24 protein-coding genes are annotated in these 23,687 nt (G+C 62.9%); 11 read left to right on the forward strand and 13 right to left on the reverse strand.

From position 1 onward, the window contains the following. The first annotated feature begins 5 nt into the window (after nt 1-5). Complete coding sequence (locus NKH28_RS20105; RefSeq protein ID WP_352770467.1) at nt 6-1,361, forward strand: sigma-54-dependent transcriptional regulator; 1,356 nt, start codon at nt 6-8, stop codon at nt 1,359-1,361. 30 nt (nt 1,362-1,391) lie between these two features. Here the strand turns inward: NKH28_RS20105 and NKH28_RS20110 are convergent, their stop codons facing one another. Then, complete coding sequence (locus tag NKH28_RS20110; RefSeq protein WP_352774355.1) at nt 1,392-2,135, reverse strand: 2OG-Fe(II) oxygenase; 744 nt, start codon at nt 2,133-2,135, stop codon at nt 1,392-1,394. Between the two features lie 135 nt (nt 2,136-2,270). Between NKH28_RS20110 and NKH28_RS20115 the strand changes: the two genes are divergently transcribed. The 10 genes from NKH28_RS20115 to NKH28_RS20160 all read left to right on the forward strand — a co-directional run bounded on the left by NKH28_RS20115 (nt 2,271) and on the right by NKH28_RS20160 (nt 12,783). Next, on the forward strand, nt 2,271-3,512 hold the full coding sequence (locus tag NKH28_RS20115; protein ID WP_352980190.1) for a tetratricopeptide repeat protein: 1,242 nt from the start codon (nt 2,271-2,273) through the stop codon (nt 3,510-3,512). A 9-nt stretch (nt 3,513-3,521) separates the two neighbouring features. Then, nucleotides 3,522-5,483: a tetratricopeptide repeat protein gene (locus tag NKH28_RS20120; protein WP_352980235.1), complete on the forward strand. Its 1,962-nt coding sequence runs from the start codon at nt 3,522-3,524 to the stop codon at nt 5,481-5,483. 181 nt (nt 5,484-5,664) lie between these two features. Further along, nucleotides 5,665-6,390 carry a 3-keto-5-aminohexanoate cleavage protein gene (locus NKH28_RS20125; RefSeq protein WP_352920313.1) on the forward strand — a complete coding sequence of 242 codons (726 nt, stop codon included), beginning with the start codon at nt 5,665-5,667 and terminating at the stop codon, nt 6,388-6,390. Nucleotides 6,391-6,593: 203 nt separating this feature from the next. Next, nucleotides 6,594-7,637, forward strand: a complete 1,044-nt coding sequence (locus NKH28_RS20130) for an acyltransferase family protein (RefSeq protein ID WP_352980192.1) — start codon at nt 6,594-6,596, stop codon at nt 7,635-7,637. 317 nt (nt 7,638-7,954) lie between these two features. Continuing rightward, entirely contained in the window at nt 7,955-8,458 is a 504-nt protein-coding gene (locus NKH28_RS20135; RefSeq protein WP_023677254.1) for an Lrp/AsnC family transcriptional regulator, read from the forward strand. Beyond that, nucleotides 8,455-9,618, forward strand: coding sequence for a saccharopine dehydrogenase family protein (locus NKH28_RS20140; protein WP_352980194.1), 1,164 nt, complete (start codon nt 8,455-8,457; stop codon nt 9,616-9,618). The genes NKH28_RS20135 and NKH28_RS20140 overlap by 4 nt, the downstream gene beginning before the upstream one ends. Nucleotides 9,619-9,728: 110 nt before the next feature. Further along, nucleotides 9,729-10,517 carry an ABC transporter substrate-binding protein gene (locus NKH28_RS20145; protein WP_352569105.1) on the forward strand — a complete coding sequence of 263 codons (789 nt, stop codon included), beginning with the start codon at nt 9,729-9,731 and terminating at the stop codon, nt 10,515-10,517. 154 nt (nt 10,518-10,671) lie between these two features. Beyond that, entirely contained in the window at nt 10,672-11,343 is a 672-nt protein-coding gene (locus tag NKH28_RS20150; protein WP_352451492.1) for an amino acid ABC transporter permease, read from the forward strand. Beyond that, nucleotides 11,340-12,014: an amino acid ABC transporter permease gene (locus tag NKH28_RS20155; RefSeq protein WP_352980196.1), complete on the forward strand. Its 675-nt coding sequence runs from the start codon at nt 11,340-11,342 to the stop codon at nt 12,012-12,014. The genes NKH28_RS20150 and NKH28_RS20155 overlap by 4 nt, the downstream gene beginning before the upstream one ends. A 25-nt stretch (nt 12,015-12,039) precedes the next feature. Continuing rightward, nucleotides 12,040-12,783, forward strand: coding sequence for an amino acid ABC transporter ATP-binding protein (locus NKH28_RS20160; RefSeq protein ID WP_352832012.1), 744 nt, complete (start codon nt 12,040-12,042; stop codon nt 12,781-12,783). Nucleotides 12,784-12,869: 86 nt separating this feature from the next. Here the strand turns inward: NKH28_RS20160 and NKH28_RS20165 are convergent, their stop codons facing one another. The 12 genes from NKH28_RS20165 to NKH28_RS20220 form a co-directional block, all read right to left on the reverse strand. After that, complete coding sequence (locus NKH28_RS20165) at nt 12,870-13,013, reverse strand: hypothetical protein (RefSeq protein ID WP_352685236.1); 144 nt, start codon at nt 13,011-13,013, stop codon at nt 12,870-12,872. Between the two features lie 751 nt (nt 13,014-13,764). Then, the gene (locus tag NKH28_RS20170; protein ID WP_352980198.1) at nt 13,765-14,217 is read right to left on the reverse strand and encodes a nuclear transport factor 2 family protein; all 453 of its coding nucleotides are present in this window, start codon (nt 14,215-14,217) and stop codon (nt 13,765-13,767) included. Between the two features lie 39 nt (nt 14,218-14,256). Then, on the reverse strand, nt 14,257-14,919 hold the full coding sequence (locus tag NKH28_RS20175) for a hypothetical protein (RefSeq protein WP_352832016.1): 663 nt from the start codon (nt 14,917-14,919) through the stop codon (nt 14,257-14,259). A gap of 108 nt (nt 14,920-15,027) precedes the next feature. Next, nucleotides 15,028-15,423, reverse strand: a complete 396-nt coding sequence (locus tag NKH28_RS20180; RefSeq protein WP_352980199.1) for a LuxR C-terminal-related transcriptional regulator — start codon at nt 15,421-15,423, stop codon at nt 15,028-15,030. Nucleotides 15,424-15,467: 44 nt separating this feature from the next. After that, nucleotides 15,468-15,995 carry a c-type cytochrome gene (locus NKH28_RS20185; RefSeq protein WP_502893757.1) on the reverse strand — a complete coding sequence of 176 codons (528 nt, stop codon included), beginning with the start codon at nt 15,993-15,995 and terminating at the stop codon, nt 15,468-15,470. Between the two features lie 327 nt (nt 15,996-16,322). Continuing rightward, nucleotides 16,323-16,493, reverse strand: coding sequence for a hypothetical protein (locus tag NKH28_RS20190; protein WP_352501300.1), 171 nt, complete (start codon nt 16,491-16,493; stop codon nt 16,323-16,325). Between the two features lie 225 nt (nt 16,494-16,718). Then, nucleotides 16,719-17,399 (reverse strand): hypothetical protein, encoded by a 681-nt coding sequence (locus NKH28_RS20195; protein WP_352501301.1) that lies wholly within the window; start codon nt 17,397-17,399, stop codon nt 16,719-16,721. Nucleotides 17,400-17,607: 208 nt separating this feature from the next. Then, nucleotides 17,608-19,281, reverse strand: coding sequence for a LuxR C-terminal-related transcriptional regulator (locus NKH28_RS20200; protein ID WP_352541237.1), 1,674 nt, complete (start codon nt 19,279-19,281; stop codon nt 17,608-17,610). Between the two features lie 193 nt (nt 19,282-19,474). Next, a complete protein-coding gene (locus tag NKH28_RS20205) occupies nt 19,475-19,876 on the reverse strand; it encodes a GFA family protein (protein ID WP_352903225.1) in 402 nt (133 codons plus the stop codon). Between the two features lie 32 nt (nt 19,877-19,908). Continuing rightward, entirely contained in the window at nt 19,909-20,961 is a 1,053-nt protein-coding gene (locus NKH28_RS20210; protein ID WP_352980201.1) for a Gfo/Idh/MocA family protein, read from the reverse strand. A gap of 53 nt (nt 20,962-21,014) precedes the next feature. Next, on the reverse strand, nt 21,015-21,800 hold the full coding sequence (locus NKH28_RS20215; protein WP_352980203.1) for a ThuA domain-containing protein: 786 nt from the start codon (nt 21,798-21,800) through the stop codon (nt 21,015-21,017). A gap of 187 nt (nt 21,801-21,987) precedes the next feature. Beyond that, nucleotides 21,988-23,523 (reverse strand): DUF2778 domain-containing protein, encoded by a 1,536-nt coding sequence (locus NKH28_RS20220; protein ID WP_352980205.1) that lies wholly within the window; start codon nt 23,521-23,523, stop codon nt 21,988-21,990. Nucleotides 23,524-23,687 lie beyond the last annotated feature (164 nt).

Genomic DNA, 23,687 nt, shown 5'->3' on the forward strand with positions numbered 1-23,687 from the left:
CCATCATGACGAACGACAATGCCGCGCCGGTGATCCTGATCGACGACGACCGCGATCTCCTCAAGGCCACCGTGCAGACGCTGGAGCTTGCCGGCTTCTCGGTCTCGGCCTTTGCGGTGGCGGCCGAGGCGCTGGCCGGGCTCGACGCCGGTTTTACCGGCGTCGTGGTGTCGGATATCCGCATGCCTCAGATCGACGGCTTGCAGCTTTTCAACCGCATCCTGCGGCTGGATGCCGACATTCCCGTCATCCTCGTCACCGGCCACGGCGACATCGCCATGGCCGTCAAGGCGATCAAGGACGGCGCCTACGACTTCATCACAAAGCCCTTCGCCGCCGACCGGCTGGTACAGAGCGTGCGCCGCGCAGCGGAAAAGCGCCGCCTGGTGATGGAGAACCGCGCCTTGCGCGAGGCGGCCGGAGAGGCGCAGGACGGCCTGCCGCTGATCGGCCAGACGCCGGCGATGGACAGGCTGCGCCGCACGCTACGCCAGATCGCCGACACCGACGTCGATGTGCTGGTGACCGGCGAGACCGGCTCCGGCAAGGAGGTGGTGGCAAGCCTTCTGCATCGCTGGAGCCGCCGCGCCAAGGGCAATTTCGTCGCGCTGAATTGCGGCACGCTGCCGGAGACCGTCATCGAGAGCGAGTTGTTCGGCCATGAGGCCGGCGCCTTCACCGGCGCGCAGAAGAAACGGATCGGCCGCATCGAGCACGCCAGCGGCGGCACGCTGTTCCTCGACGAGATCGAAAGCATGCCGGTCTCGACGCAGGTGCAGATGCTGCGCGTGCTGGAGATGCGCGAGGTCACCCCGCTCGGCACCAACGAGGTGCGCCCGGTCGACCTGCGCGTCGTCGCCGCCGCCAAGGTCGACCTCGCCGATCCGCGCCAGCGCGGCGCTTTCCGCGAGGACCTTTACTACCGGCTCAACGTGGTGACGATCTCGATCCCGCCGCTGCGCGAGCGCCGCGACGATGTCGCCCTGCTGTTCTTCTATTTCGCCGAGCGCGCCGCCGCCCGTTTCCACCGCCAGGTGCCGGCAGTGCCGGCTTCGGTGCATCGCCATCTCAGCGACCATGACTGGCCGGGCAATGTGCGCGAACTGGCGCATTTCGCCGAGCGGTTCGTGCTTGGATTGGAGGAAGGCGCCGAAGCACAACCCCCTGCCCCGACCCAATCGAACGCCGCCATGAAGCTGCCGGAGCGGCTGGAGCGCTACGAGGCCGACATCATTCGCGAGACGCTTGGCCGCAACGAGGGCGACGTCAGGCGCACGATCGAAGCGCTGGGGATTCCGCGCAAGACCTTCTACGACAAGCTCCAGCGCCACGGTATCGTGCGCAGCGATTTTTCGAGGTAATCGTCGCCAGGGCTTGACCGGGCGGCCCGGTTACTTGGCGTCGTGGAAGATGATACCGACAGTGTGGCGCATGCCGGAGCGAAGCCGGCTGACGCCGTGCCTGAGATTGACCCGGTAATTGCCCTTGCTGCCCTGGACCGGTCGATTGTGGACCGCGAAGGCGACCGCGTCGCCCCGGCGCAGCGGCACCACCTCGGCGCGGCTCTGCATGCGCGGACGCTGCTCGGTCAGCACGAACTCGCCGCCGGTGAAATCCTTGCCTGGTTCCGACAACAGGATCGCCACCTGCAGCGGGAAGGCCAGATCGCCGTAGAGATCCTGGTGCAAGCAGTTGAAGTCGCCGGGAACATATTGCAGCAGGAGCGGCGTCGGCCGCGTCTGGCCCTGCTCGTGGCATTGCTCGAGGAACGCGGCGTGTTCGTCGGGATAGCGCTGGGCGATACCCATGCGCTCGTTCCAGTCATTGGCGACCGCGGCCAGGCGCGGATAGAGCGCGGTGCGCAAGCCGCCGATCAAGTCGGGCAAGGGATAGCGGAAATAGCGGTACTCGCCCTTGCCGAAGCCATGCCGCGCCATATGGACATGGCTGCGGAAATGGCTCTCGTCCGAATAAAGTCCGGCGATATGCCGGCACTCCTGCGGCGTCAGCAGCTTTTCCATCACCGCGCAACCATAGCCGCTCAGCTCATCGGCCAGCGTCCGCCAGTCATATCCGGCAACGCGCACCTCCGCCGATTTGACCGCCGCTTTCGCGCCTATCGAATGGATGGTCATGGCTTCGCCTCCTGTGGCTTCTCTGTCATTGAGATGGGTGAAACGGCGCGCGCGGACCACCCGTTTCTTGCCGGGTAACTCGTTAGCGATTGTCTCGGGGATTTCGTTGAATACAATGCAGCTGGGCTTGCCGCGATGGGGGGCGATTTGATCGGACGGGTTCGACAGGGGGACAGGGCAGTCCGGCAATTCCTCGTTTGCCTCGTCGTCATGCTGGTCTCGGCGCTCCCGGCCTTGCCCGCCAGCAGCGACTGCGTCAGCGACGATGAGGTCGATCCGGCGGTGCGGATTCCCGCCTGTACGCGCATGATCGAGGATGCGACAGAGCCCCTCGAAAACCGCGGTATTGCCTATTTCAAGCGCGGCAATGCCCTGACGGAACGAGGCGACTATGACCGCGCGATCGCCGACTACAGCGCGTTCATCGGCATCGCACCGACCGTCGCCAGCGGCTACTACAACCGGGGCATCAGCTGGGTCTTCAAGGGCGACTACGACAAGGGCATCGCCGATCTGGACAAGGCGATCAGCCTGGACCCGAAATATGGCGATGCCTACTACAACCGCGGCGTCGCCTGGACCTTCAAGGGCGAGAACGACCGGGCTTTGGCCGACTATGACAGGGCAATCAGCCTCAATCCGGGAGACGGCAGAAATTACCACAATCGCGGGCTGATCTGGTCACGCAAAGGCGACGACGACCGCGCGATAGCCGACTTCGACCGGGCCATCAGGCTCAACCCGAACGACGCCGGTTCCCTGAACGATCGAGCCGATGCGTTGACCAGCAAGGGCGATGAGGAGCGCGCGCTGGCCGACTATGACAAGGTGATCAGCCTCGATCCGAAAAACGCGCATGCCTACTACCGGCGCGGCAACGCCCGGCTGACGGGCGGCGATTTTGACGGCGCCATCACCGACTACAATAAGGTCGTCGCGATCGATCCGAAGGATGCTAGCGTCTACTACAACAGAGGCCTCGCCTGGTCGAACAAGGGCGACCATGACCAGGCGCTGGCGGACTTCGACACGTCCATCAGCCTCGATCCGACATTTGCACCAGCCTATTACAGCAGAGGCGTCACTTGGGCCAACCGGGGGGACCATGACCGCGCCATAGCCGATTATGGCAAGGCGATTGGCATCGATTCAAAACTCGCCGTCGCATACTACGCGCGAGGCGCGGCCCGATCCGACGCAGGTGACGCCGATGGCGGCATCGCCGACTATGGTCAGGCCATCGCGCTCGATCCGAAATATGTCGACGCCTACAACAACCGGGGGATAGCATGGGCGGCGAAAGGCGATTTCGACGGCGCCATCACCGACTACGACCAGGCGATCAGACTCGATCCGAAACACGCCATCTCTTATTGAAACCGGGGTCTGGCCCGAGCAAACAAGGGCGACATCGATCGTGCCATCGCCGATTACAGCCAGGCGATCACCTTCGATCCGAACCTTGGCAATGCCTATTTCAACAGAGGCATCGCCTCGCTTGCAAGGGGCGATGCGGACAGTGCCATTGCCGATTACACCCAGGCGATCAGGCTCGATCCGACAAATCCGAAAATCTACGTCAGTCGTAGCCATGCCTGGTACAAGAAGGGGGAAGACGACCACGCCATTGAGGACTCCAACCGAGCCATCGGTCTCGATCCAAAAGGCGCGATGCCCTTCAACAACCGTGGCATGTCCTTGTGGCGAAAGGGCGAAGCCGACAAGGCCATCGCTGATTTTGACCAGGCGATCCGCCTCGATCCGAAATACGCCGACGCATACGCCAATCGAGGTGCAGCTCTGGCGGACCGGGGCGATAGGGACCGTGCGCTGGCCGACCTCAACCAGGCGATTACCATCGACCCGGGTCAGACCGACGCCTATCTGCATCGGGGCATGATAGATATCGACAGGGGCGATTTCGACGACGCGATGGCCAATCTCGACAAGGCGATCAGTCTTGACCAGAAAGATACCTACGCTTTCAACGCTCGGGGTTTAGTGTGGTTCAAGAAGGGCGATAATGACCACGCCCTCGCCGACTACAACATAGCGATCGATCTTGATCCGAAGCGTGCCGAGACTTTCAACAACCGGGGGATGGTCTGGGCGCGCAAAGGCGACGTCAACCGCGCCTTCAAAGATTACGGACAAGCCATCAACCTCGATCCAAAATACTCAAGCGCTTACTACAATCGGGGAATAGCCTGGTTCGCCAAAGGGGACAATGACCGTGCTATGGCCGATTACGACCAGGCAATCAGCTCCGACCCCGGGAACATCGATGCCTACAACAACCGAGGACTGGTGTGGGCGGCAAAGGGCGAGTTCGACCGTGCCATCGCCGACTACGACAAAGCGCTCGGCCTCAACCCGAAAAATACCTTTTCCTATTCCAATCGTGGAATCGCGCGTGCGGGAAAGAGCGACAATGACGGCGCCCTCGCCGATTTCGACAAGGCCATCAGCCTCGATCCAAAAGACCCTTCTGCATTTTTCAACCGGGGCATAACGTGGATTGCCAAGGGTGATGCCGAGAAGGCCATCGCCGATTTCGATAAGGCGATTAGCCTCGATCCGAAACTGATGCCCGCCTACTACAAACGCGGCGAGGCATGGCTAGAAAAAGGCGACAATGACCGGGCGATCGCCGATTACAGCCAGACCGTTACGCTCGACCCGACAAAGGCGATCGCCTACAACGACCGAGGTTTCGCCTGGAGCAGGAAAGGCGAATACGATCTCGCCATCGCCGACTACGACCGCGCGATCAGCCTCGATCCGAGACTTGTCAAGAGCTACCAAAACCGAGGCGTAGCCTGGACGGCAAAGGACCAATACAGCCGCGCTATCGCCGACTATGGCGAAGCAATCAACCTCGATCCGAAAGACGCCTCCACCTATGCTGGCCGGGGCGTCCTGTATCTCTATTCCGGCGCGACGGCGATGGCGCAGACGGATTTCGAGCAGGCGGCCTCTCTCACCCCCGACAATGCCTACTTTGCCATCTGGCTTGATATCGCGGCGCGGCGCAACGGCGCGGCGAGCCACTTGAAGGAGGCGAAAAGCAAGCTCGACATGACGAAGTGGCCGGCACCGCTGGTCAGCATGCTGCTGGGTGAAAAGACGTCCGCCGAAGCACTTTCGGATGCCGGTGCTGTGGGCCTGGCTCAGAGAACCGGACAAGTCTGCGAAACGAATTTCTACACGGCCGAGCTTAGCCGGCTCCAAGGGCATAGCGAGGAAGCCTTACGGCTTTACCGGCTCGCCGCTAGCGATTGTCCCAGGGATTTCGTCGAATACCGAGCCGCCATGAGTGCGCTGCACGATCTGGGCGTGCCGCCATAACTCTGCAAACGACCGTCTCTTTTGCCGAGAAGATCGTTGGCGAACAAGGCGATAGAGACACACCCTGCCAGACTGATCCAAGCCGGCCGGCGTCCATATGTCAGGAGCCTTCGCCAGCGCGATTCCGGTTTTCACTGGCCCGCGCTAGGCTGGCAGCAACCGCAACCGGACTGCCCATAGCATGATTGTCCAGACCTGCATCAATGGCGCGCGCAGCGCCGATTTTCACCCGCGACTGCCGCTTGATCCCGAAGCCATGGCGCGCGACGGTGCGACCTGCGTCGCCGCCGGTGCCGCCGAACTGCATGTCCATGCCCGCGGGCTGGACGGCCGCGAAAGCCTGGCTCCGGCGGCGATGGATCGGACGGTGCTGGCGCTTCGTCGCGCCTGCCCTGGAACGCTGATCGGCGTGTCGACCGGCGCCTGGATTGAGAATGACGACGAGCGGACGCTGGCCGCGATCGCCGCTTGGAGCGAGCTGCCCGACTATGCCTCGGTCAATCTCAGCGAAGACGCCGCGCCCGCTATCATGGAGCGTCTGCGCCAACGCGGCATTGGCATCGAGGCGGGGCTTGCCTCCGTCGCCGACGCCGAACGCCTGGTGAGCCTCGACCATGGCAAACGCGTGCTGCGGATCCTGATCGAAATCTCCGAGCAGGAGCCGGACGCTGCGCTGGAGATCAGCGACGATATCGCCGCCGTGCTCGACGGCGCCGGAATGCGCCGGGCAATCCTGCTGCACGGCGCCGACGCCACGGTCTGGCCTTTCGTGCACCGGGCGGCGGAACGCCGTTGGTCGACGCGCGTCGGACTGGAAGACGGCAAGGAGCTCCCTGATGGAACAGTAGCATCTAGTAACGCTGCGCTGACAGCGGCAGCCGTCGCTATCTTCGAGTCCAGCCGTTAGCGCGGGAACGGCCAATCTCCTCTTCACTGGGGAGATGCCAAGTTTGGCAACGAGGCAGGCCAAAGTCGGCCGAGCATAAGTGTGGCGGCACGCTATATCAATAAAACTTATCTAAAACTTTACGTGTTAATTAAACCAACAATTAATCGGCACATCAACGATCACGTATGTTAATGCTCTCCTGCACCGGGGACCATTTTTTGATGAACATCATTCCACAGAATGATCACGCTGCGCCGCGTCGGATTCAACAGTATACATCGATACAGGTACTGCGGGGGCTGGCAGCTCTCATGGTTGTTATCTATCATCTTCCGGCCGCGCTGGGCATGCTCGATCTGCGTATTCCCGTTCTAAACAGCGGCGTCGACCTGTTTTTCGTCATTAGTGGTTTTGTAATGGTTCTCTCGACAGAGAACAGACGCGCCGACCACCGTGCTTTTTTGATGCAGCGCTTCACGCGCGTCGTTCCGTTCTATTGGGTTATGACCTTCCTTATGGTCGCCGCACTTTGGTTGTTTGCCGGTCGTGCAGTGTCTCTTGAGCAGACCACCAATAGCCTGCTTTTCATAGCCTATCTCGATACGGTCACAGGCTATGTCCAACCGGTGCTTGGCGTGGGTTGGACGCTCAATCTGGAAATCCTGTTTTACATTCTGTTCGCGGCGACTATGCGTTTCGGCACGCTGACGCAAATGGCCATGGTCGGCGTTGTCTTTGCAATCGCCGTAGCGGCGCGCATCGTCTTCAAACCCGCCGCCGACACTGTGCTGTTTTTCTATACCACGCCAATCCTGTTTGAGTTCCTTGCCGGCATGGTGCTCGGCCACCTGGTCGGCAGACTGGCGCGTTTGGCTACCGTCCTGGGTGTCTCGGCGCTCGTGTTCGCCATCGTGTCCATGCTGGTGATGGTACTTGGCTTCAACTTGCCGCGAACCCTTGCTCAGGGAATCCCGGCCTTGATCCTAGTCGCCGGTTGCATCAGCCTGGAAAGCTACTTCCGGCTTTTTGCTCCTCGCCTGCTGGCAAGGTTGGGCGATGCCTCCTACTCTCTCTATCTGACGCATCCTATCGTGCTGCTTGCGACCGCTCCTGTCGTTGCAAGCGTCAGCGTATCACCATGGCTTGCTGGCATGGTTATTGTCACCGCCTGCATTGCCGTCTCCCTGGCCAACTACAGTTTTGTTGAAAAGCCGATTTTGGCCATTTCGCGGATGAGCCTTTCCGCCCGTCACGTGAAGGCATGAGTTGCGGCTGCGCTCCGCGGAACCACGGTGTCCCGCCAATCTTAGACCGGCGGCGCTGAACCTTCAAAAGATCCGGAAACAAAAACCCGCCTCGGGAGGACGGGTCGTTGGAGCCAAATTGGCACCATACCCAAATTAGTAGCATAGCTGCCGGCACAAAGCAAGAACAAAATGTGGCGACATCGACGAAACTGCCGATAGGCGCAGCGGCACGGCGGATGACATGGCTCTTGCCGTTGTTAAAAATCTCTCATAAGGTATTTTCATATCAGAAAGAAAATACGATCATTTCTTTCCCTTTATGAAAGCCTGAGCGTTTGCGGGAACATCTCGATCAGACCGACCGGCGACTGGTCAAGCTGCTGTCGCAAGATGCGCAGCTTGGCGTCAACCGCCTCGCTGAGAAGATGGCGATCTCGGTGCCGACCGTGCGCATGCGGCTGCGCAACCTGCTCGACCGCAACCTGCTCAAGATCGTCGGGCTGCTCAACCTGACCGAACGCCCTGAGCTGATCTCGGCCATCGTCGGCATCAATGCGCAGGGACGCGGCCGCGCCCGGGAACTGGCGCAGCGCATCTCCGAACTGCCTTTCGTGAACTCGGCCGCCGTCGTCACCGGGCGCTTCGACATCATCGTCGACGTGACCGTGGCCGGTGATGTCGCCGATCTCTACCGCGTCACCAGCGAGCTGATCCCCGGCGCCGGCGAGCCGGGCGAAGTCGTGCGCAGCGAGACCTTCGTCGTCATGGCGTCCTGCAACAAATGGGTCAGCCTGCCGGAAGGCTGCTGGTCGGACGAGACGCGGAAGGAAATGGCATGAAGATCGCGGTTCTCGGCGGCCTCGGCCTGCAAGGCCGGGCGGCGATCGCCGATCTCGTTGCCAGCGACGGCGTCGAGCAAGTGGTCTGTGTCGACACGGCAACCGACGGCGCTGCGCGGCTTGGCGGCCTGACCGACCTTGCCAGGGTGCGTTTTGTCGTGCCGGAGGGCGCGATCGGTCCGGTGCTGGCCGATGTGATGAAGGACGTCGATGCGGTCATCGACCTGTTGCCGCAGCCGCTGATGCGCGACGCGGTGCAGGCGGCGATCGCGACGCGCACGCCGCTGGTCACCACCAATTACGGCAAGGCCATCGCCGATCTCGCTCCCGAGGCCGAAAAGGCCGGCGTGTCGATCGTCACCGAATGCGGGCTCGACCCCGGCATCGACCTGGTGCTCTACGCGCGCGCCGCCAGCCAATTCGACACCATCACCGCGATCGATTCCTACTGCGGCGGCATTCCCGAGCCGAAGGCGGTGGTCGAGCCGCTGCGCTACAAGGTGAGCTGGAATTTCGACATGGTTCTGGTCAGCCAGAACCGCGACAGCGTGCTGGTCGAGGACGGCAAACGGGTCGATGTGCCGGCCGCCCGCCAGCACGACAATCGTTTCATCCACGAGATCGAGGTGGCGGGACTGGGCAGGCTCGAAGCCTTCCCCAATGGCGACGCGCCGCATTATGCCGGCATGCTCGCCGCCGCTAAGGGGCTGCAGCGCTCCGGCCGCTATTCGCTTCGCTGGCCCGGCTGGTCGGCGTTCTGGGCGCCGCTGAAGCAGCTCGGCTTCCTGTCCGAGGACAAGGTGCAAAGCACCGGTGCCAGCCCACGCGAATTCCTCGGCCGGCTGCTTGGCCCGCAACTGCAATATGGCGCCGACGAAAAGGACCTTTGCGTGATGCGCAACGTCTTTGTCGGCAGCGAAGGCGACCGCCGCAAGACGGTGACCTCGGAGCTGGTCATCGAACGCGACCTCGCCTCGGGCCTATTCGGCATGAGCCTCGGCGTCGGCTATCCCGCCAGCATTGTGGCGCAGATGCTGGCACGGCGCGAGATCGCCGCGCCCGGCCTGCTCAACCCGCTGCTGCATGTTCCCGATGGCCGCTTCCTCGATGAGCTGGCCAAGCGCGGCATCAAGGTTGCCGAAACGGTGAGCTGGGACTGAAGGATTTTCGAACGGTGGTCGCCGCCGGCAACGGCGCTGCCGCTCAAAAAGCACCTCGATGGGGTGAAATAACAAGTGGAACAACAAACGAAACAAGGAGGAATGCCCAAATGAAGATTGCCAAGCTTTTCATCGCCGGCCTTGCGCTCGCTGGCCTTACCGCTGCCGCCAGTGCGGGAACGCTCGACGAGATCACCAAGCGCGGTGAGTTGCGCGTCGCCGTGCAGACGCAGGGACCGCCCTTCTCGCTGGTGGGTGCTGCCGGCGAACGCACCGGCAGTTCGGTCGAACTCGCCGAACTGATGGCCAAGGAAATGGGCGTCAAGATCACCTTCCTCGACTTCGACTGGGACGGCCTGATCCCGGCGCTGCTGTCGGGCAAGGCCGATCTTCTGGTCGCCGACATGACCCCGACACTGGCGCGTGGCATGAAGGTCGCCTTCACCAAGCCTTACATGTACACGGGCAGCACAGTCTTCACCAAGGCTGGGACCGCCTTCAAGTCCACCGAGGACTGCAAGGCCAAGGGCACCAAGATCGCCGTGCTGCTCGGCGCCACCGGCGAGAAGGAAGCCAAGGCCGCCTTCCCCGACGCCGATATCAAGAGCTACAAGGGCGGCGGCCCGCTGCTGCTCGACGCCGTCAACAACGGCCAGGCCGATTGCGGCGTCAACGACGTCTCGGCGGTCAAGGGCCAGTCGACCGCTTACCCCGCCGACAGCTTCATCATCATGCCGGACATGCTGTCGAAAGAGCCGCTGGCCTTCGCCACACGCTATGACGAGCAGGACCTGCTGGTCTGGATGAACCTGTTCCTCGACCAGGTCAGCCTCGACGGCCGCCTGCAGAAGAACCTCGATTACTGGGTCAATTCCGACGCCTGGAAGAAGGATCACTGAGTAGTGTGAATAGGGAGTAGGGAGTAGGGAGTAGTAAAGCGCTACTCGCTACTCGCTACTCGCTACTCGCTACTTGCTGCTCCTATTCCCAATTCCCTATTCCCAATTCCCTATTCACTATTCCCTATTCACTATTCACCATTCACCGTCCAAAATGCTCGAAAACTTCAGCTTCCGCACCATCGTCGAATATCTGCCCCTGTTCGGGCAGGGCCTCGTCACGACCGTGTGGCTGTCTGTCCTCTCCTTTGCCGGCGCGCTCGCCGTCGGCATCGTGCTCGCCGCCATGAACCTGCAGCGCGGCCGGCTGTTCCGCGTCCCGGCCAAGGCCTATATCGACGCGGTGCGTGCCACGCCGCTGCTGGCGCAGCTTTATTTCCTCTATTTCGGCCTGCCGCGGCTCGGCTTCGTCCTGCCCGAGTTCGTCGTCGGCATCTTGGCCCTGTCGCTGAACAGCGGCGCCTATGTCGCCGAGATCATCCGCGCCGGCATCCTGTCGATCCCGCGCGGCCAGGTGGAGGCCGGCGTCGCCTCGGGCATGACCTATGTCCAGCGCATGCGCCTCGTCATCCTGCCGCAGGCGTTCAAGGTGACGATCCCGCCGCTGCTCGGCCAGGCGATCGTGCTGGTCAAGGATTCCGCCCTGTTGTCGCTGATCTCGGTTGCCGAGCTGACGCGCGCCGGACAATTGCTGGCCTCCGACCGCTTCATGCCGGCCGAAGGTTTCATCACCATCGCAGCCTTCTACCTCCTGCTCTATTACGGGCTGAAGGGGCTGGCGGCGCTCTCCGGGCGCTGGCTCGGCCTGGCGGGGGCACGGACATGATCTGGCAGCAGCTGCAAAGCATCGCCGGCAGCTATCCCTTCGCCTTGCGCGGCCTCGGCATGACCGTGGTGCTGTCGCTGATCAGCCTGGTGCTGGGCACGCTGCTCGGCTTCGGCCTCGGCATCCTGCGCACCGGCGGCAACCGGCTGATCAGCGGCGCGATCGGCGCCTGGGTCGACCTGATCCGCGGCACGCCGTTCCTGGTGCAGATCTTCCTGATCTTCTTCATCCTGCCGGAACTCGGCATCGAGCTCGACGCCTTCACCGCCGGCATCATCGCGCTGACCAACCTGGCCGCCTGCTTCATCTGCGAGATCGTCGTCGCCGGCATCCGCTCGGTGCCGACCGGCCAGGTCGAGGCAGCACTGGCGTCCGGCCTGTCGCGCTGGCAGCGCATGCGCCAGGTGGTGCTGCCGCAGGCGATGCGCATCGTGCTGCCGCCGCTGGTCGGGCAATATGTGCTGCTGATCAAGGATTCCTCGGTCGTCTCGGCCATAGGCCTCACCGACCTCACCCGCGTCGGCTGGCTGGTGGTGCAGCGTGTACCCAATGGGCTGCTGGTCTTCTTCCTCGTCGGCCTCGGTTACTTCATCGTCTGCTACCCCCTGATCATGCTGGCCCGCCGGCTGGAGCAACGCATGGGCGCGGCGCATGGCGAGGTACAGTTGTGACATCGAACCTCAAGGGTCCGGCAATATGACCAAAACCGGCATGATCGACTTTCGCGGCGTCAACAAATGGTTCGGCCAGCTCAACGTGCTCAGGGATATCACGCTGAGCGTCGAGCCGCGCGAAGTGGTCGTCGTCTGCGGCCCGAGCGGCTCGGGCAAGAGCACCCTGATCCGCTGCATCAACGGGCTGGAGACGATCCGCGACGGCGACCTGACGGTCGACGGCCAGCGCCTCGGCGACCCCGCCACCAACATGACGCGGCTGCGCACCGAGGTCGGCTTCGTCTTCCAGTCGTTCAACCTCTACCCGCACAGGACGGCGCTCGAGAACGTCACCCTGGCGCCGATCCATGTCCGCAAGATCCCGCGCGCTGAAGCCGAGAAGGCCGGGCGCGAATTGCTCGCCAAGGTCGGCCTCGCCGACAAGGTGAACGCCTATCCGGCGCAGCTGTCTGGTGGCCAGCAGCAGCGCGTGGCGATCGCGCGCTGCCTCGGCATGCGCCCCAAGATCATGCTGTTCGACGAGCCGACCTCGGCGCTCGATCCCGAGATGATCTCGGAAGTGCTCGACGTCATGGTCGCGGTGGCGGAGGAAGGCATGACCATGATGGTGGTGACGCACGAGATGGGCTTTGCCCGCAAGGTCGCCCAGCGCGTCGTGTTCATGGACGCCGGCGCCATCGTCGAGAGCGGCACGCCGGATGAGTTCTTCTCCAACCCGAAGACCGACCGCAGCCGCGCTTTTCTGAGCAAGATCCTGCGGCATTGACAGCAGCGACAATACGCACCGAACCTGCCGTCGCCTTTGCGCCGAGGTTGCGCTCGAGCCTACAATGAATCATCCGCAGCGGCGCACTATGGCGACACACCGAGCGCGCGCAGTGCATTGCCTGCTGCGACATATTCGATGAAGTCGTGGGGGCAGTCGCGTTCCGCAAGCCGGTACCGCCGCAAGGCTTCATCGTCACGGCCGTCGAGCCGGTAAAAACTCCGCGACATAGAGATTGGCCTCGCATAGATTTTCGCGTTTCTTGGCCGGGACCGGGACGGGATCGTCGGCTGCGGCCAACGCTGCTTCGGGCGTCTGTTCGCCAAGAAACATGCGAAACCAGCGGCGCCGGCCAACTTCACGGCCGCGGCCAAGACACTTCGGGTCTCGCCGTCGGCGATCAGCAAGATGATCAGGCACTGGAAGCGCGGCTTAGCGCGACCCTTCTGACGCGGACCACGAGGGCGACGAGCCTGACTGAAGCCGGCGAGAGGTTTTGAGCCAGGCAGGACCGGCGCTGGAGCTCATCCTTGCCGCAATGAGGGATGCGGGAAGCTTTGCCGAAAAGCCTGCCGGCCGGTTGCGGTTGAATGTCCCGCAGATGACCTATCCGAACTTCCTCAAAGTACCAGAAACTTAGGCAATGATACTTTCCAAATCCCTGCCCCGGAGCGCCGATCTGGTTCCTTTCGTGGCTCCTGCGGACGTGGCCGCGCTGTTCGCGACCAAATCTTGCGCCGGGTTAACGTCCGCTCTGGGCCTAAGATCTGCCGAAGCGTTCAGCCGACCAAGCGGCAGCAATGGGTGGCGAGCCGACGCTCCACGCGAACGCATGGAATGGCCGGCTTGCTGGGCTAGCCGGACGTTGAATGTGGATCAATTCGGGCTGAAAAGAAGCACAGTTCTGGCTCCATGACGCCGGCAGAGCCGATGGTGCCGCCAACGCAATTCCTTTCTCTGCCCGTTTCGGACCGACGCTTCTCAGAACGCGAAATCCGCGGACTGAACGACATCGGCTGGGAGCCAGGTTTCATGAACTTGCAAGATCTCGGGCCCCCGGCGGTAGCCGCGATCGCGGATCACCATCGTCGTGACCCGGCCATTGTTCGGTTGATCAGAGTCCTTCGCGTCGCGTTGCCATTCGTGGTAGTTCACGACCGCCAGGTCGGCGCTTTGATGGCTGATCCGGATGTCGCGTATTTTGATACGGAAGGCCGGATTCGATCCGTAGATGCTCTTCATGTAACCTGCGAAATCATTTTTCCCGAACGCCCTGCCGCCCGGCATGATGGCGACCAGATCGTCGCTGATCCGGTCGAGCGCGTTCTTCTTGAACGTCGCATCGTCGCCAGGGCATCGGCCCGCCACCCAGTCGGTGAAGAATCCGTGGATGTCGTGGATCGTCGCCTCGATTTCCTTCGTTTGAAGGGACATTTTTTCCTCCTGTCTCAAGATGATGCTGGATCAGGCGCTTTACGCCGTGGCTTGCCCCGACCGGACGCTGCTTGAGGACAGCCCGTACCACGCGAGCCACAGGCACATGAGAAGCGAGGAAATCAGCCAGATCGGACCTCCGATGCCGATCCCGAGCTGCTCACCGAGTGTCCACCCGGTTGCCGAAAGGATACCGAACGCCGAGCCGACGATCGCGGCCCATCGGGGCAGTATCCCAACGTTGTCGCGGGCATCGTGATACGCGACAAGCGCTGTCGCCAGGGCTAGCGCCCAGAATCCGTTACCCATGCCGCCGGAAAACGCCCACCAGGTCATGAAGGCGTTGGTGTCACCCCGGTCGGCCGCGACCGCGACCACCGATGCCTCGGCGACTGCGGTGGAGAACGTAGTCAGGGCGCCGAGAGCCATCACCATCCAGGCGGAACTCAGCATCGGCGAACGCCGAACCCGGGGGTTGAGCGCCAGGTTCAGGAACGAAGCGCCGGCGATCAGGAACAGCGCCGCTGCCGCCGTCCAATGGACCGTAGCCCATCGCCCATGGCCCTCGGCGATATTCTGCATCTGAACAGACAAATCCGCGTCCGGTGGCCCGTGAAAGACGAGCGCAGCCGCCAGCAGCAGCGTTCCGGTGGCGAGCCAGACACCGCCCGGCCCGCTCATGCTGTTATTATTCGTTGGCATCGGGAAAACCTCCTGTGGCCTTTACCACGCCATGAGGTTTAGACCCGCGCCACGGTTGCCCGCTTCGGCGTAAGTACCCACGCAGCGAGAAATTTGGCTTGGGTAGGATTACCCAGATACGACCATGCCGATCAGGCCGTGCTCGACCGCATAGGCCGTGGCTGCCGCGCGCGTGCGCACGTTCAGCCGCGTCAGGATATCGCTAACGTGACGGTCTACCGTCCGCTGGCTCAGACCGAGCTCGCGGGCAATTTGAGGAGGTGGCGGCAGGTTACCGATGTGACAGAAGTTCGTTTCGGGCTCAATCGAGCCGTTCATCGCGTCCGCCGCCGAGGACCGGGGGAAGGGTGGATGCTGCCATTCGTCTCGTCGATGGGAACGAGTAGGTAGCGCCAATATCGCGACATTCATGGCGCTTCTCAAAAGCGGCCCTTCGCGCAACGGCTCGAATCGACCCCATTTCTGCCGTTCGGATATCGGCCTCATCATCTCCAAGGCGGACATTCACCCATTATTCGACTAAAAATCTCGTTCCGATCAAAGCCGCCCTACTTCGTTGCAGCGGCTGCGGCTTCCCCCGGCGGCATAATCCGCATCATGAACGTCGACACCGCTTCCCCGGGTTTGAACGGGCCGGGAACCTGGTGGCTGACCGGCTTCACACTTTGGAGGAATGCCGCGATCGCCATGGCGTCATCCGCGGTGAGATGCGCGAAGTCGCGCCAAGGCATGATCGGCGCCAGGATGCGGCCGTCCGGCCGTTCGCCGGTCTGGATCGCGGTGACGATCTGCTCCGGGGTCCAGCTTCCGATACCGGTCTCCCTGTCAGGGGTGATATTACGGGCGACAAAGACACCAAGACCAGGAATCTCGAAGCCCACGTCCGAACCGCCGAGGAAGCGCGACATGTCGGGCTTCCCGAAGAAGTAACCGGATGTGTGACAGTCGCTGCAGCCGGCAATCGTAACCAGATATTCGCCGCGCGCGATCTGTGTGTCATCGGCCATGGCCGCGTAAGATGGCAGGGCAACAATCGACGCTGTCAAGAATGCAAGATGAACTGGTGTCCGAAACATTGCTTCCTCCCTGTGATCTGTTCGTGTTTGTCCGTCGACCTCCCGCGCCGTCAACCGGTCGCAATTCCCCGATTTTAACCACGTCGAGGACGCTGAATTCTAGCATGGCCAGCACGTAGTAACCATCAGCGATCAATTGGATGGTCGGCACTTGTCGCGACCCGTTGAGCGCAGCTGTGACGGAGCTTGCTCAGCCGACGCACACGCCTTCTTTTGGCGCGATCGAGCCACGCACGTTGATGGATCGACTTCGTCGCCTGAAATGCCTTGACGGTCGGACCGGGTCGAACTCGGTCGTTCAGAGTGATTGGGTTTGATCCTGAAACGTCAGCCGCAGGCGACCGGATTCTTCAGCCGCCACACCGCATCATGCGCCGCCTCGGCCGGCCGCGCGCGCCTGTCAACCTGAGCAGTCCCACCTGTCAGCCGCATCAGTGCACCCACCGCGAACCACGCGGAACCGTCAAATCCCCATAGCGCCGGAACCACGCCCTCCATCCCGCGGGTTCTTTCCCTGGAGGCTTTCGGACGCCGGCCCTCGCGCCAAGCCAACACCTGTTGGCCGGCATCCGTAACCCTAAACAATAGCCGACATTTGCCGCACGCCTTCAGCTTTGACATCGGCGCTATCTTCAATTGCTGCCGGGGTGGCGGTGTAACCTTCAACGTGAGTCATCATGACCTCCCTGATGTTGATAGGACGCCGCTGGCCTCTTGGGGTGCTCACGCGCTGAAGCTCGCGCTGCGAGCTTTCGACACGCTGTTCTCGGCTCGCGCGAGCCCCAACCCGAACCACAACGTCCACAGGGCCATTACAAAAGACGACGCAACCCAGACGAGGCTGCCCAGCCCGATGCCGAACCACATGCCCAGCGGCCATCCGACGAAGGCACCAAGCCCGGCCACGACTCCGACCAGTGACGCCCAGGTCGGCGTTACCTGTTGCCGGCTCAGCGTCTCATTGCCGGCGATCACGGCAACCGCCAGGCAGAGGAACATGAAGCCGTTGGCCTTGCCCTCGGCGAAGGCCCACCAGACCGCGAATCGCGCCATGTCGTTGGCGGCGACGGCATCGGCGACGGTGGTGGCCTCGGCCACGGCGGTTGTCATCGTCCAGAGCGCGCCGACGGCCACCACCGCCCAGGCGGATAGGGTCCACCAGCGTTCGGTCAGTCGAGAGCCGGCGGTCAGCACGATCAGGCTCGCGACGACGAACAGCGAAAGTGCTGCCGCGGCGGCCCAATGCACGACCACCCACAGGGTGACGCCACTGGCGATGGCCTGCATTTGCTGGGCGAGGTCGGGATTAATCGGCCCGTGACCGATCAGGACGAAACCCAAGAGTACAGAAGCGATCGCAAGCCAGGCGCCCGCGACCCGCATTCCGGTATCGGCATGCGACATCGCTACTTCCCTTCATTGTGGCCGGATGTTCGCAGCGCGATCACTGCGTCCGTCTCGCGATCTGTGGGCGAGCTGCGCCGTGGCGCCGCGCATCCATGGCCGATCGATTTCGAGTGCAAGCTAGCGCGGAAGGGAGGGCGGCGCTTCGGGCGAACCACCCAATGGGCGCCGATGACGGCATGGGTGATTCGACCCATGCCAGACCTGCTCAAACCAGGCGGTGCTCGTAGGCCCAGGCGGTGGCGGCAGCGCGCGTGGGGACGTCAAGCTTGTTGAAAATATTGCTGACGTGCCTGTCCACTGTCTTCCCGCTCAAATCCAGTTCGTTGGCGATTTGCTTGTTGGTTTTGCCGGCAGCGACCAGGCGGAGAACTTGCAGTTCACGGGCAGAGAGGCCGCGGGCTCCGTCTGATCGCATGCCAAGCAGGATATCGACACGAGAAAGGTCCGGCATCGCACCGAGCTGCCGAAACACTGTCCGGGCTGCCTGCAACTCCAGTTCCGCACCATCGTTGTCACCGAGGGCGCGGCAAGCCTGGCCTATCATGACGCCTACGCGCGCTGCTTCGTATGGCGCTTCGACTTGCTGCCACCCCTCGAGTGCCTGGCGCAGCCAAGTCAATGCAGCCTGCGCTTCGCCTTCTGCCAGTTCCACCGCTCCCCGCGCGTGAGCGGCAAGGGCGCGTAGCGGTTCGGTTCCGTAGCTTTCTCCAATGTCCGCCAGTTCGTGGCAGGCACGCCGTGCTTCCTCGATGTCATCAGCCGCCAGCATGATCTCGACGTGAGCAGGCAGCAGCCGAATGCGCTTCAGTTGGTCGGTCGTCGCGCCCATGACGCGCCGGATTGCGGCCGCAGCCGCATCGATGTGCCTTTCGGCCAACCGCAACAGGGCAAGGCCCGGCTGCGGTTCGAAGCCATGTTGGCTTGCACTCCGATATGCCTGCTCGGCCACGTCAAAGTCTCCGCGAAGGCGGTATACTTCCGCCAGCTGGTACCATGCTCCAGCCGTATCTCTCCGATTGTTCGACTGCGTCAAACGCTCCACGGCCTGCTGCGCTTCGTCGATCGCGTGCTGCCATGCGCCGCTGAGCCGCTTGATCTCGGCGCGATGCATCAGGCAGGTGCCGCTGAAACTGATCAGCTGGGGCTGTTCGGCGCACCATCGCCCCAGGGCGGAGGTCCATTCGCGTGCGCGGCCCAGAGCATGGACTTGCTGACACGCTTCGATCACGCTGCAGTAGATCAAGCCGGTAAGCAGCGGCGACAATTCGCCGGCCGTGACCGAAACCATCGCCTCGTCCAGGAGCGCGAAACCTTCCGCGGTTCGCCGCTGGCGCAACAGAACACGGCCCTGCAAGTGCCGTGCACAGGCCACCAGATCCACGTCCGCAAAGCGCTCGCCAATCTCGACTGCGCCGCTCGCCGCAGCGTAGGCCGCTTCAAGGTTGCCCGAAGCAAGCTGCTGTTCGACATGGGGCAGCATCAGGTAACCCTGTTCGGCGCAATCATGTGGCTCGCGTTCGAGCAGCCGATGCGCCCGTCCAAACCAGCCGGCCGCCTGAGCCATCTCCCCACGAAAGACAAGGCGCAGGCCAAGCCAGAAGGCGCAGCGGGCGGCCCGATGGCACTCGCCCGCGTCCAGATATGCATGATGGGTTCGCTCCAGGGCCCGCAGGTACTCCTCGTCGCGCCCGGTCAAATAGGCCGACATCGCCAGCCGTTCGAGATCGTCCACTGCGAGCGGAGCCGCTTCGCCGGCACGCGAGAAGAACCGATAGGCGTCGTCCCACGCCCTTTCCTCGTAAGCCTCACGACCGAGCACGAGCTGGTCCGCCTCCTGCAAGGAGCCGCTGTTGAATTGCTGTCGGTCTGACCTGCCCATCCGCATTGGTTCCTAGCCATCAATGGCTGCTTTGGAGCCAAGGTGCAGTATAGCATGCTCGAACGCGAATGACCGGAATGCACTTAAAGCGCTCTGAACGGGGAACGTCCCTGACGACTGAAACGGGTCGAACTCGGTCGTTCAGAGTGATCGAGTTTTGACCTAAAACGTCAGCCGGAGGCGACCAGCGGCTTCAGCCGAACGTCGCCAAACGTTCGGTTCGGACCTCGACCCACTGGCAGCGCCGGCTCTCGTGGTAGAAGGACAGGAAGGGCGGCGGGAATGCAGGGTCCGCGAAAGCGCCCACCGGGATGGCGGTCAGACCGGGTTGAGCGTCGATCCGGTAATGGACGGTGGTGCCGCAATCCGGGCAGAAGCTGTAGATGACGCGGCCGCCCTCGTCGCCAATGCGCGTGAACTCCGCCGAGCGGCCCTGGACAGAAACGTCATCTTCCTCAAACCGCGCGTTGAAGCTGAACGCGCTGCCGGTGCGTCGCTTGCAGGCCAAGCAATGGCAAACCGAGACGCGTACCGGCTCGCCCGAGCAGGTGGCTGACAACTGACCGCAGGAACATTCGGCGCGTCGCGTGACCATGGCTGGCTCCTATCAAGATTCCCTGAACGATATCACTGCGTATCGGTGCTCAATTCGGCCCGCTTCTCATCCGAGACGACGGCGAGGTCGAGGACCTTCTGCAATTCGGCAGCATGCCGGAACGACGGTTCGGCCTGGACGCCGTTGCGCACCGCATCGACGAAGCGCTGGTAGTTGGTCTGCACCGTTCCGGCGTCCAGAACTTGCCATTTGGCGTTCTCGACATCCTCGCCGATGCAGGCTTTCAGCTCCGAGCCGGTCAGATTGTGCACGACTTCGATGCCGCCCTTGTCGCCGTAGATGCGCAGGCGGAGTTCGTTGAGATGGCCGGTTGCCCAGCGGCTGGCATGGACGACGCCGAAGGCGCCATTGCGGAAATCAAGCGCCATGGTGAAACTGTCATTGGCGTCGAGCTCGTATTCGCCGATGCGGTTTTCGGGCGCCTTGTCGAAGGATCTCAGGCGGCAGAACACATGGTCGATGTCGAGTGCGGCGCCATAGCTGGCGAAATCGAGGATGTGGATGCCGACGTCGCCCAGCACGCCGTTGGAGCCATGGCCGCGCGACAGCCGCCACAGCCATTTCGAATCGGTGCGCCAGTCGCCCCAGAATTTGGACACCAGCCAGCTCTGCAGATAGGACGCCTCGACATGCCTGACCGTGCCGATCTCGCCGGCCAGCACCATGGCGCGCGCTCTCTGCAGCGGCGCGACATTGCGATAGGTCAGGTTGACCATGTTGATGATGCCGGCTCGCTCGGCGGCAGCGGCCATCTCACTGGCCTTCTCGAAGTTTTCGGCCAGCGGTTTTTCGCACAGCACCGGCTTGCCCGCCGCGATCAGCATCATGGTGGTCGGATGGTGGATGCGATCGGGCGTCACGTTCGCCACCGCGTCGAACTTGCCCCATGCCAGCGCCTCGTCCAGCGACGCGAAGCGGTTGGGGATACCATAGATGTCCGAAAACTTGTCGACGCGCGTACGGTCGAGATCGACGGCGCCGATCAGTTCGACGCCCTCGATCTTGCCGAACTGCCTGGCGTGCTCCTCCGCCATCCAGCCGGTACCGAGTATCAACAGACGCATGATTCTTATCCTTAGGACAGGGCTTTATCTTCTTGTTCGATCACGGATTTGGTCTAGCGAAAGCCGGCTCCGCCGGGGGAATGAAGTTTTCCGCCGCGCTCGACGATCGGCTCGAGCGCCTTTTCCACCGGCACGTTCGGCGCATCGAGGATGGCCGGATTGGAGCCTTGCGGGTTGTGCGCCCATCTCACCGCATTGCGCAGCACCTTGTGGACGTTGGCGTCGTGATAGGTCGGATAGGTCTCGTGGCCGGGCCTGAAATAGAAGATGTTGCCGGCGCCGCGGCGATAGGTCAGCCCCGACCGGAACACTTCGCCGCCCTGGAACCACGAGATGAAGACGGTCTCCAGCGGCTCCGGCACGGCGAACTGCTCGCCATACATCTCCTCGTTCTCGAGCTCGAAATACTCGCCGATCCCGGCAGCGATCGGGTGGTTGGCGCTGGTCACCCAAAGCCGTTCGCGCTCGCCCGCCTCGCGCCATTTCAGCGTGCAGGGAGTGCCCATCAGCTTCTTGAATACCTTCGAGAAATGGCCGGAATGGAGAACAATCAGCCCCATGCCTTCCCAGACGCGGCGCGCCACGCGCTCGACCACTTCGTCGGCGACGGCGCCATGGTCCTTGTGCCCCCACCACAGCAAGACGTCGGTTTCGGCCAGACGGTCGGCCGGCAGCCCATGCTCCTTCTGCTCCAGCGTTGCCCAGGACACTGATATTTCCGGGTCGAGCTTCAGTGCATTGGCGATCGTCGCATGCATGCCCTCAGGATAGATGCCCGCGACCACCTCGTTGGTCCGCTCATGGATATTCTCGCCCCAGACGACAGCGCGTATTGTCATGATGTCCTCGTGATTGTTTGAAGCTGGAGCCGCCCCGGCCGGTCGTTCATAGTGTCATCGGACGGGATTGAAAACCTTCGAGATTGGCCAAACCTCCCCAGCTTCGTCATCCCAGGGCGGAGCAGGCGCGAAGCGACGTCGCGAAGACCCTGGGATGACGAAGCCATGAAGGGCTGCCGCGAGCGACCTAAGCCCCTCGCCCCTCTTGGGCGACGCGTGTCAGCGGCTTTGACAGGCGCGGCACCACGACGAGCCGCTTGATCTTGCCCTTCTTGTAGGCGGCGAGGAAGCGGGCATAGTCCTTGAAGACGACGCAGCCATTCGATTCGGCGCGGCCGCCGCGCAGCATGTAGGTGTGGGCGAGCAGGCCGTCACGGCCATATTTGTTGCTGCCGCTGGCCGGCGTCAGACGGATCGCCTCGACACCGTGGAAGCGCGATTCGCGCATCGTCAGATTGTAGGTATCCGGCGGCGTCGGGCCGACATTCTTCTTGTGGACGTAGCGTGGCTGGTCGACCATCGCGCCCAGTCCCGAATGTGCCTCCAGCCGCGAGCCGTCGGGCATATAGACGGTCTTGGCCGAGATGTCGTAGACGGCGACGCCGGTACCCATGTTGGGCGTGGTGAACAGGTTCCTGAAGGCTCCGCCGAGTCCGCCGGAAGGCATGTCGGGCTTGGCATAGGCCAGCATGTCGCCGCCCTGCGTCTTCGAACGTTTGCCCGGCTTGCCCGATACACCCGGCACTGCCGCTTGTGACGAATTGCGAGGCGACAGGCTGCCGGGTTGCGTCTCGACCGGCGGAGCGTCGGCCGTCTGCACCTTGCTCGCCTTGGCGGTCCTGGAGGCCTGCGCCTTGGGCGGCTCCGTTTTCGATGCCTGATCCTTTTGCGCCTGATCTTTTCGCGCCTGGTCTTTTGGCGCCTGATCTCTTGACGCTTGAGCCCGCGGCGCCTCGGCCAGCTTATCGATGTCCGCCCGCGGACGCAGCGTCGGCAGCGGAATGCTGTCGGGCATGTCGTCTTGCGGCGGCAGCGAGGCCAGTTGGACCTCAGGTTCTTGCGGCTCTTGCGAAGCCGCGGGCTCGCTTGCCGCGACGGCTGCCGGGAGCACGTCGATCATCTGCTCCGGCAATGTGTTCGCCAGCGCCAGCGCAAGGCGCGACGAGCGTTCGATCTCCGCCACCGCGGGCCCGAAGCGCACTGACGCCGGGCCGTTCAGGTCGGGTATGCGTACCGGCTCGGCGAACCGGGCGTCGGCCGGCAGGCTGGCGAGCATGACGGAAGAGCCGGCTGAGGCACGGGCAAAGGCGGCGGCAAGCTTTTGCGGCGACAGCGCGGCCTTGGCAACCACGTCGTCGAAGCTCGATTGCCGCGACGCATCAGCGACAAGCGGCACGGTGTTGCGCTTGAGGCGGGCCGATTTTCCCTGGTGGACGAAGTTCGACGCCGACCGCAGGCAGTTGGCATCGCATCCGTGCTGCAGCAGCTTGGCCGACAGCGCCGCGTTTGCTGCGGCCCATGTCGGGGCCTGCGCCTTTGCAAGGCTGCGGCGAGGATCGGCGAGCGCGATGGTGCGCGGCGCGAGCAGGCTTTGCGGGAGACCGTTGGAAGCGGCGCTGAGCGAGGTTCCCACTGAATAAAGGCCGGCCAAGGTCGCCACCGACCATAAAGCAATGGCTGCGCCGACGGCCGGAACCGCGACCCAGCGCAGGCCGGGCCTCATCGAAGTCAATCCAGTTGCAGGACTGTCACCCCGGGTTTTCGCACTTACAAACGCCATTCAACCACTCTCAATCGGCCGATGCCGGCTAGCGGATTTCGCAGCCGTGACATTCACAGTTCGCCTGGTGCCCCCAGCACGCTTTGCGTCTGTTGCCGATTGATTCA

The organism is Mesorhizobium sp. M1227 (genome assembly GCF_040318315.1).
GTDB lineage: Bacteria > Pseudomonadota > Alphaproteobacteria > Rhizobiales > Rhizobiaceae > Mesorhizobium.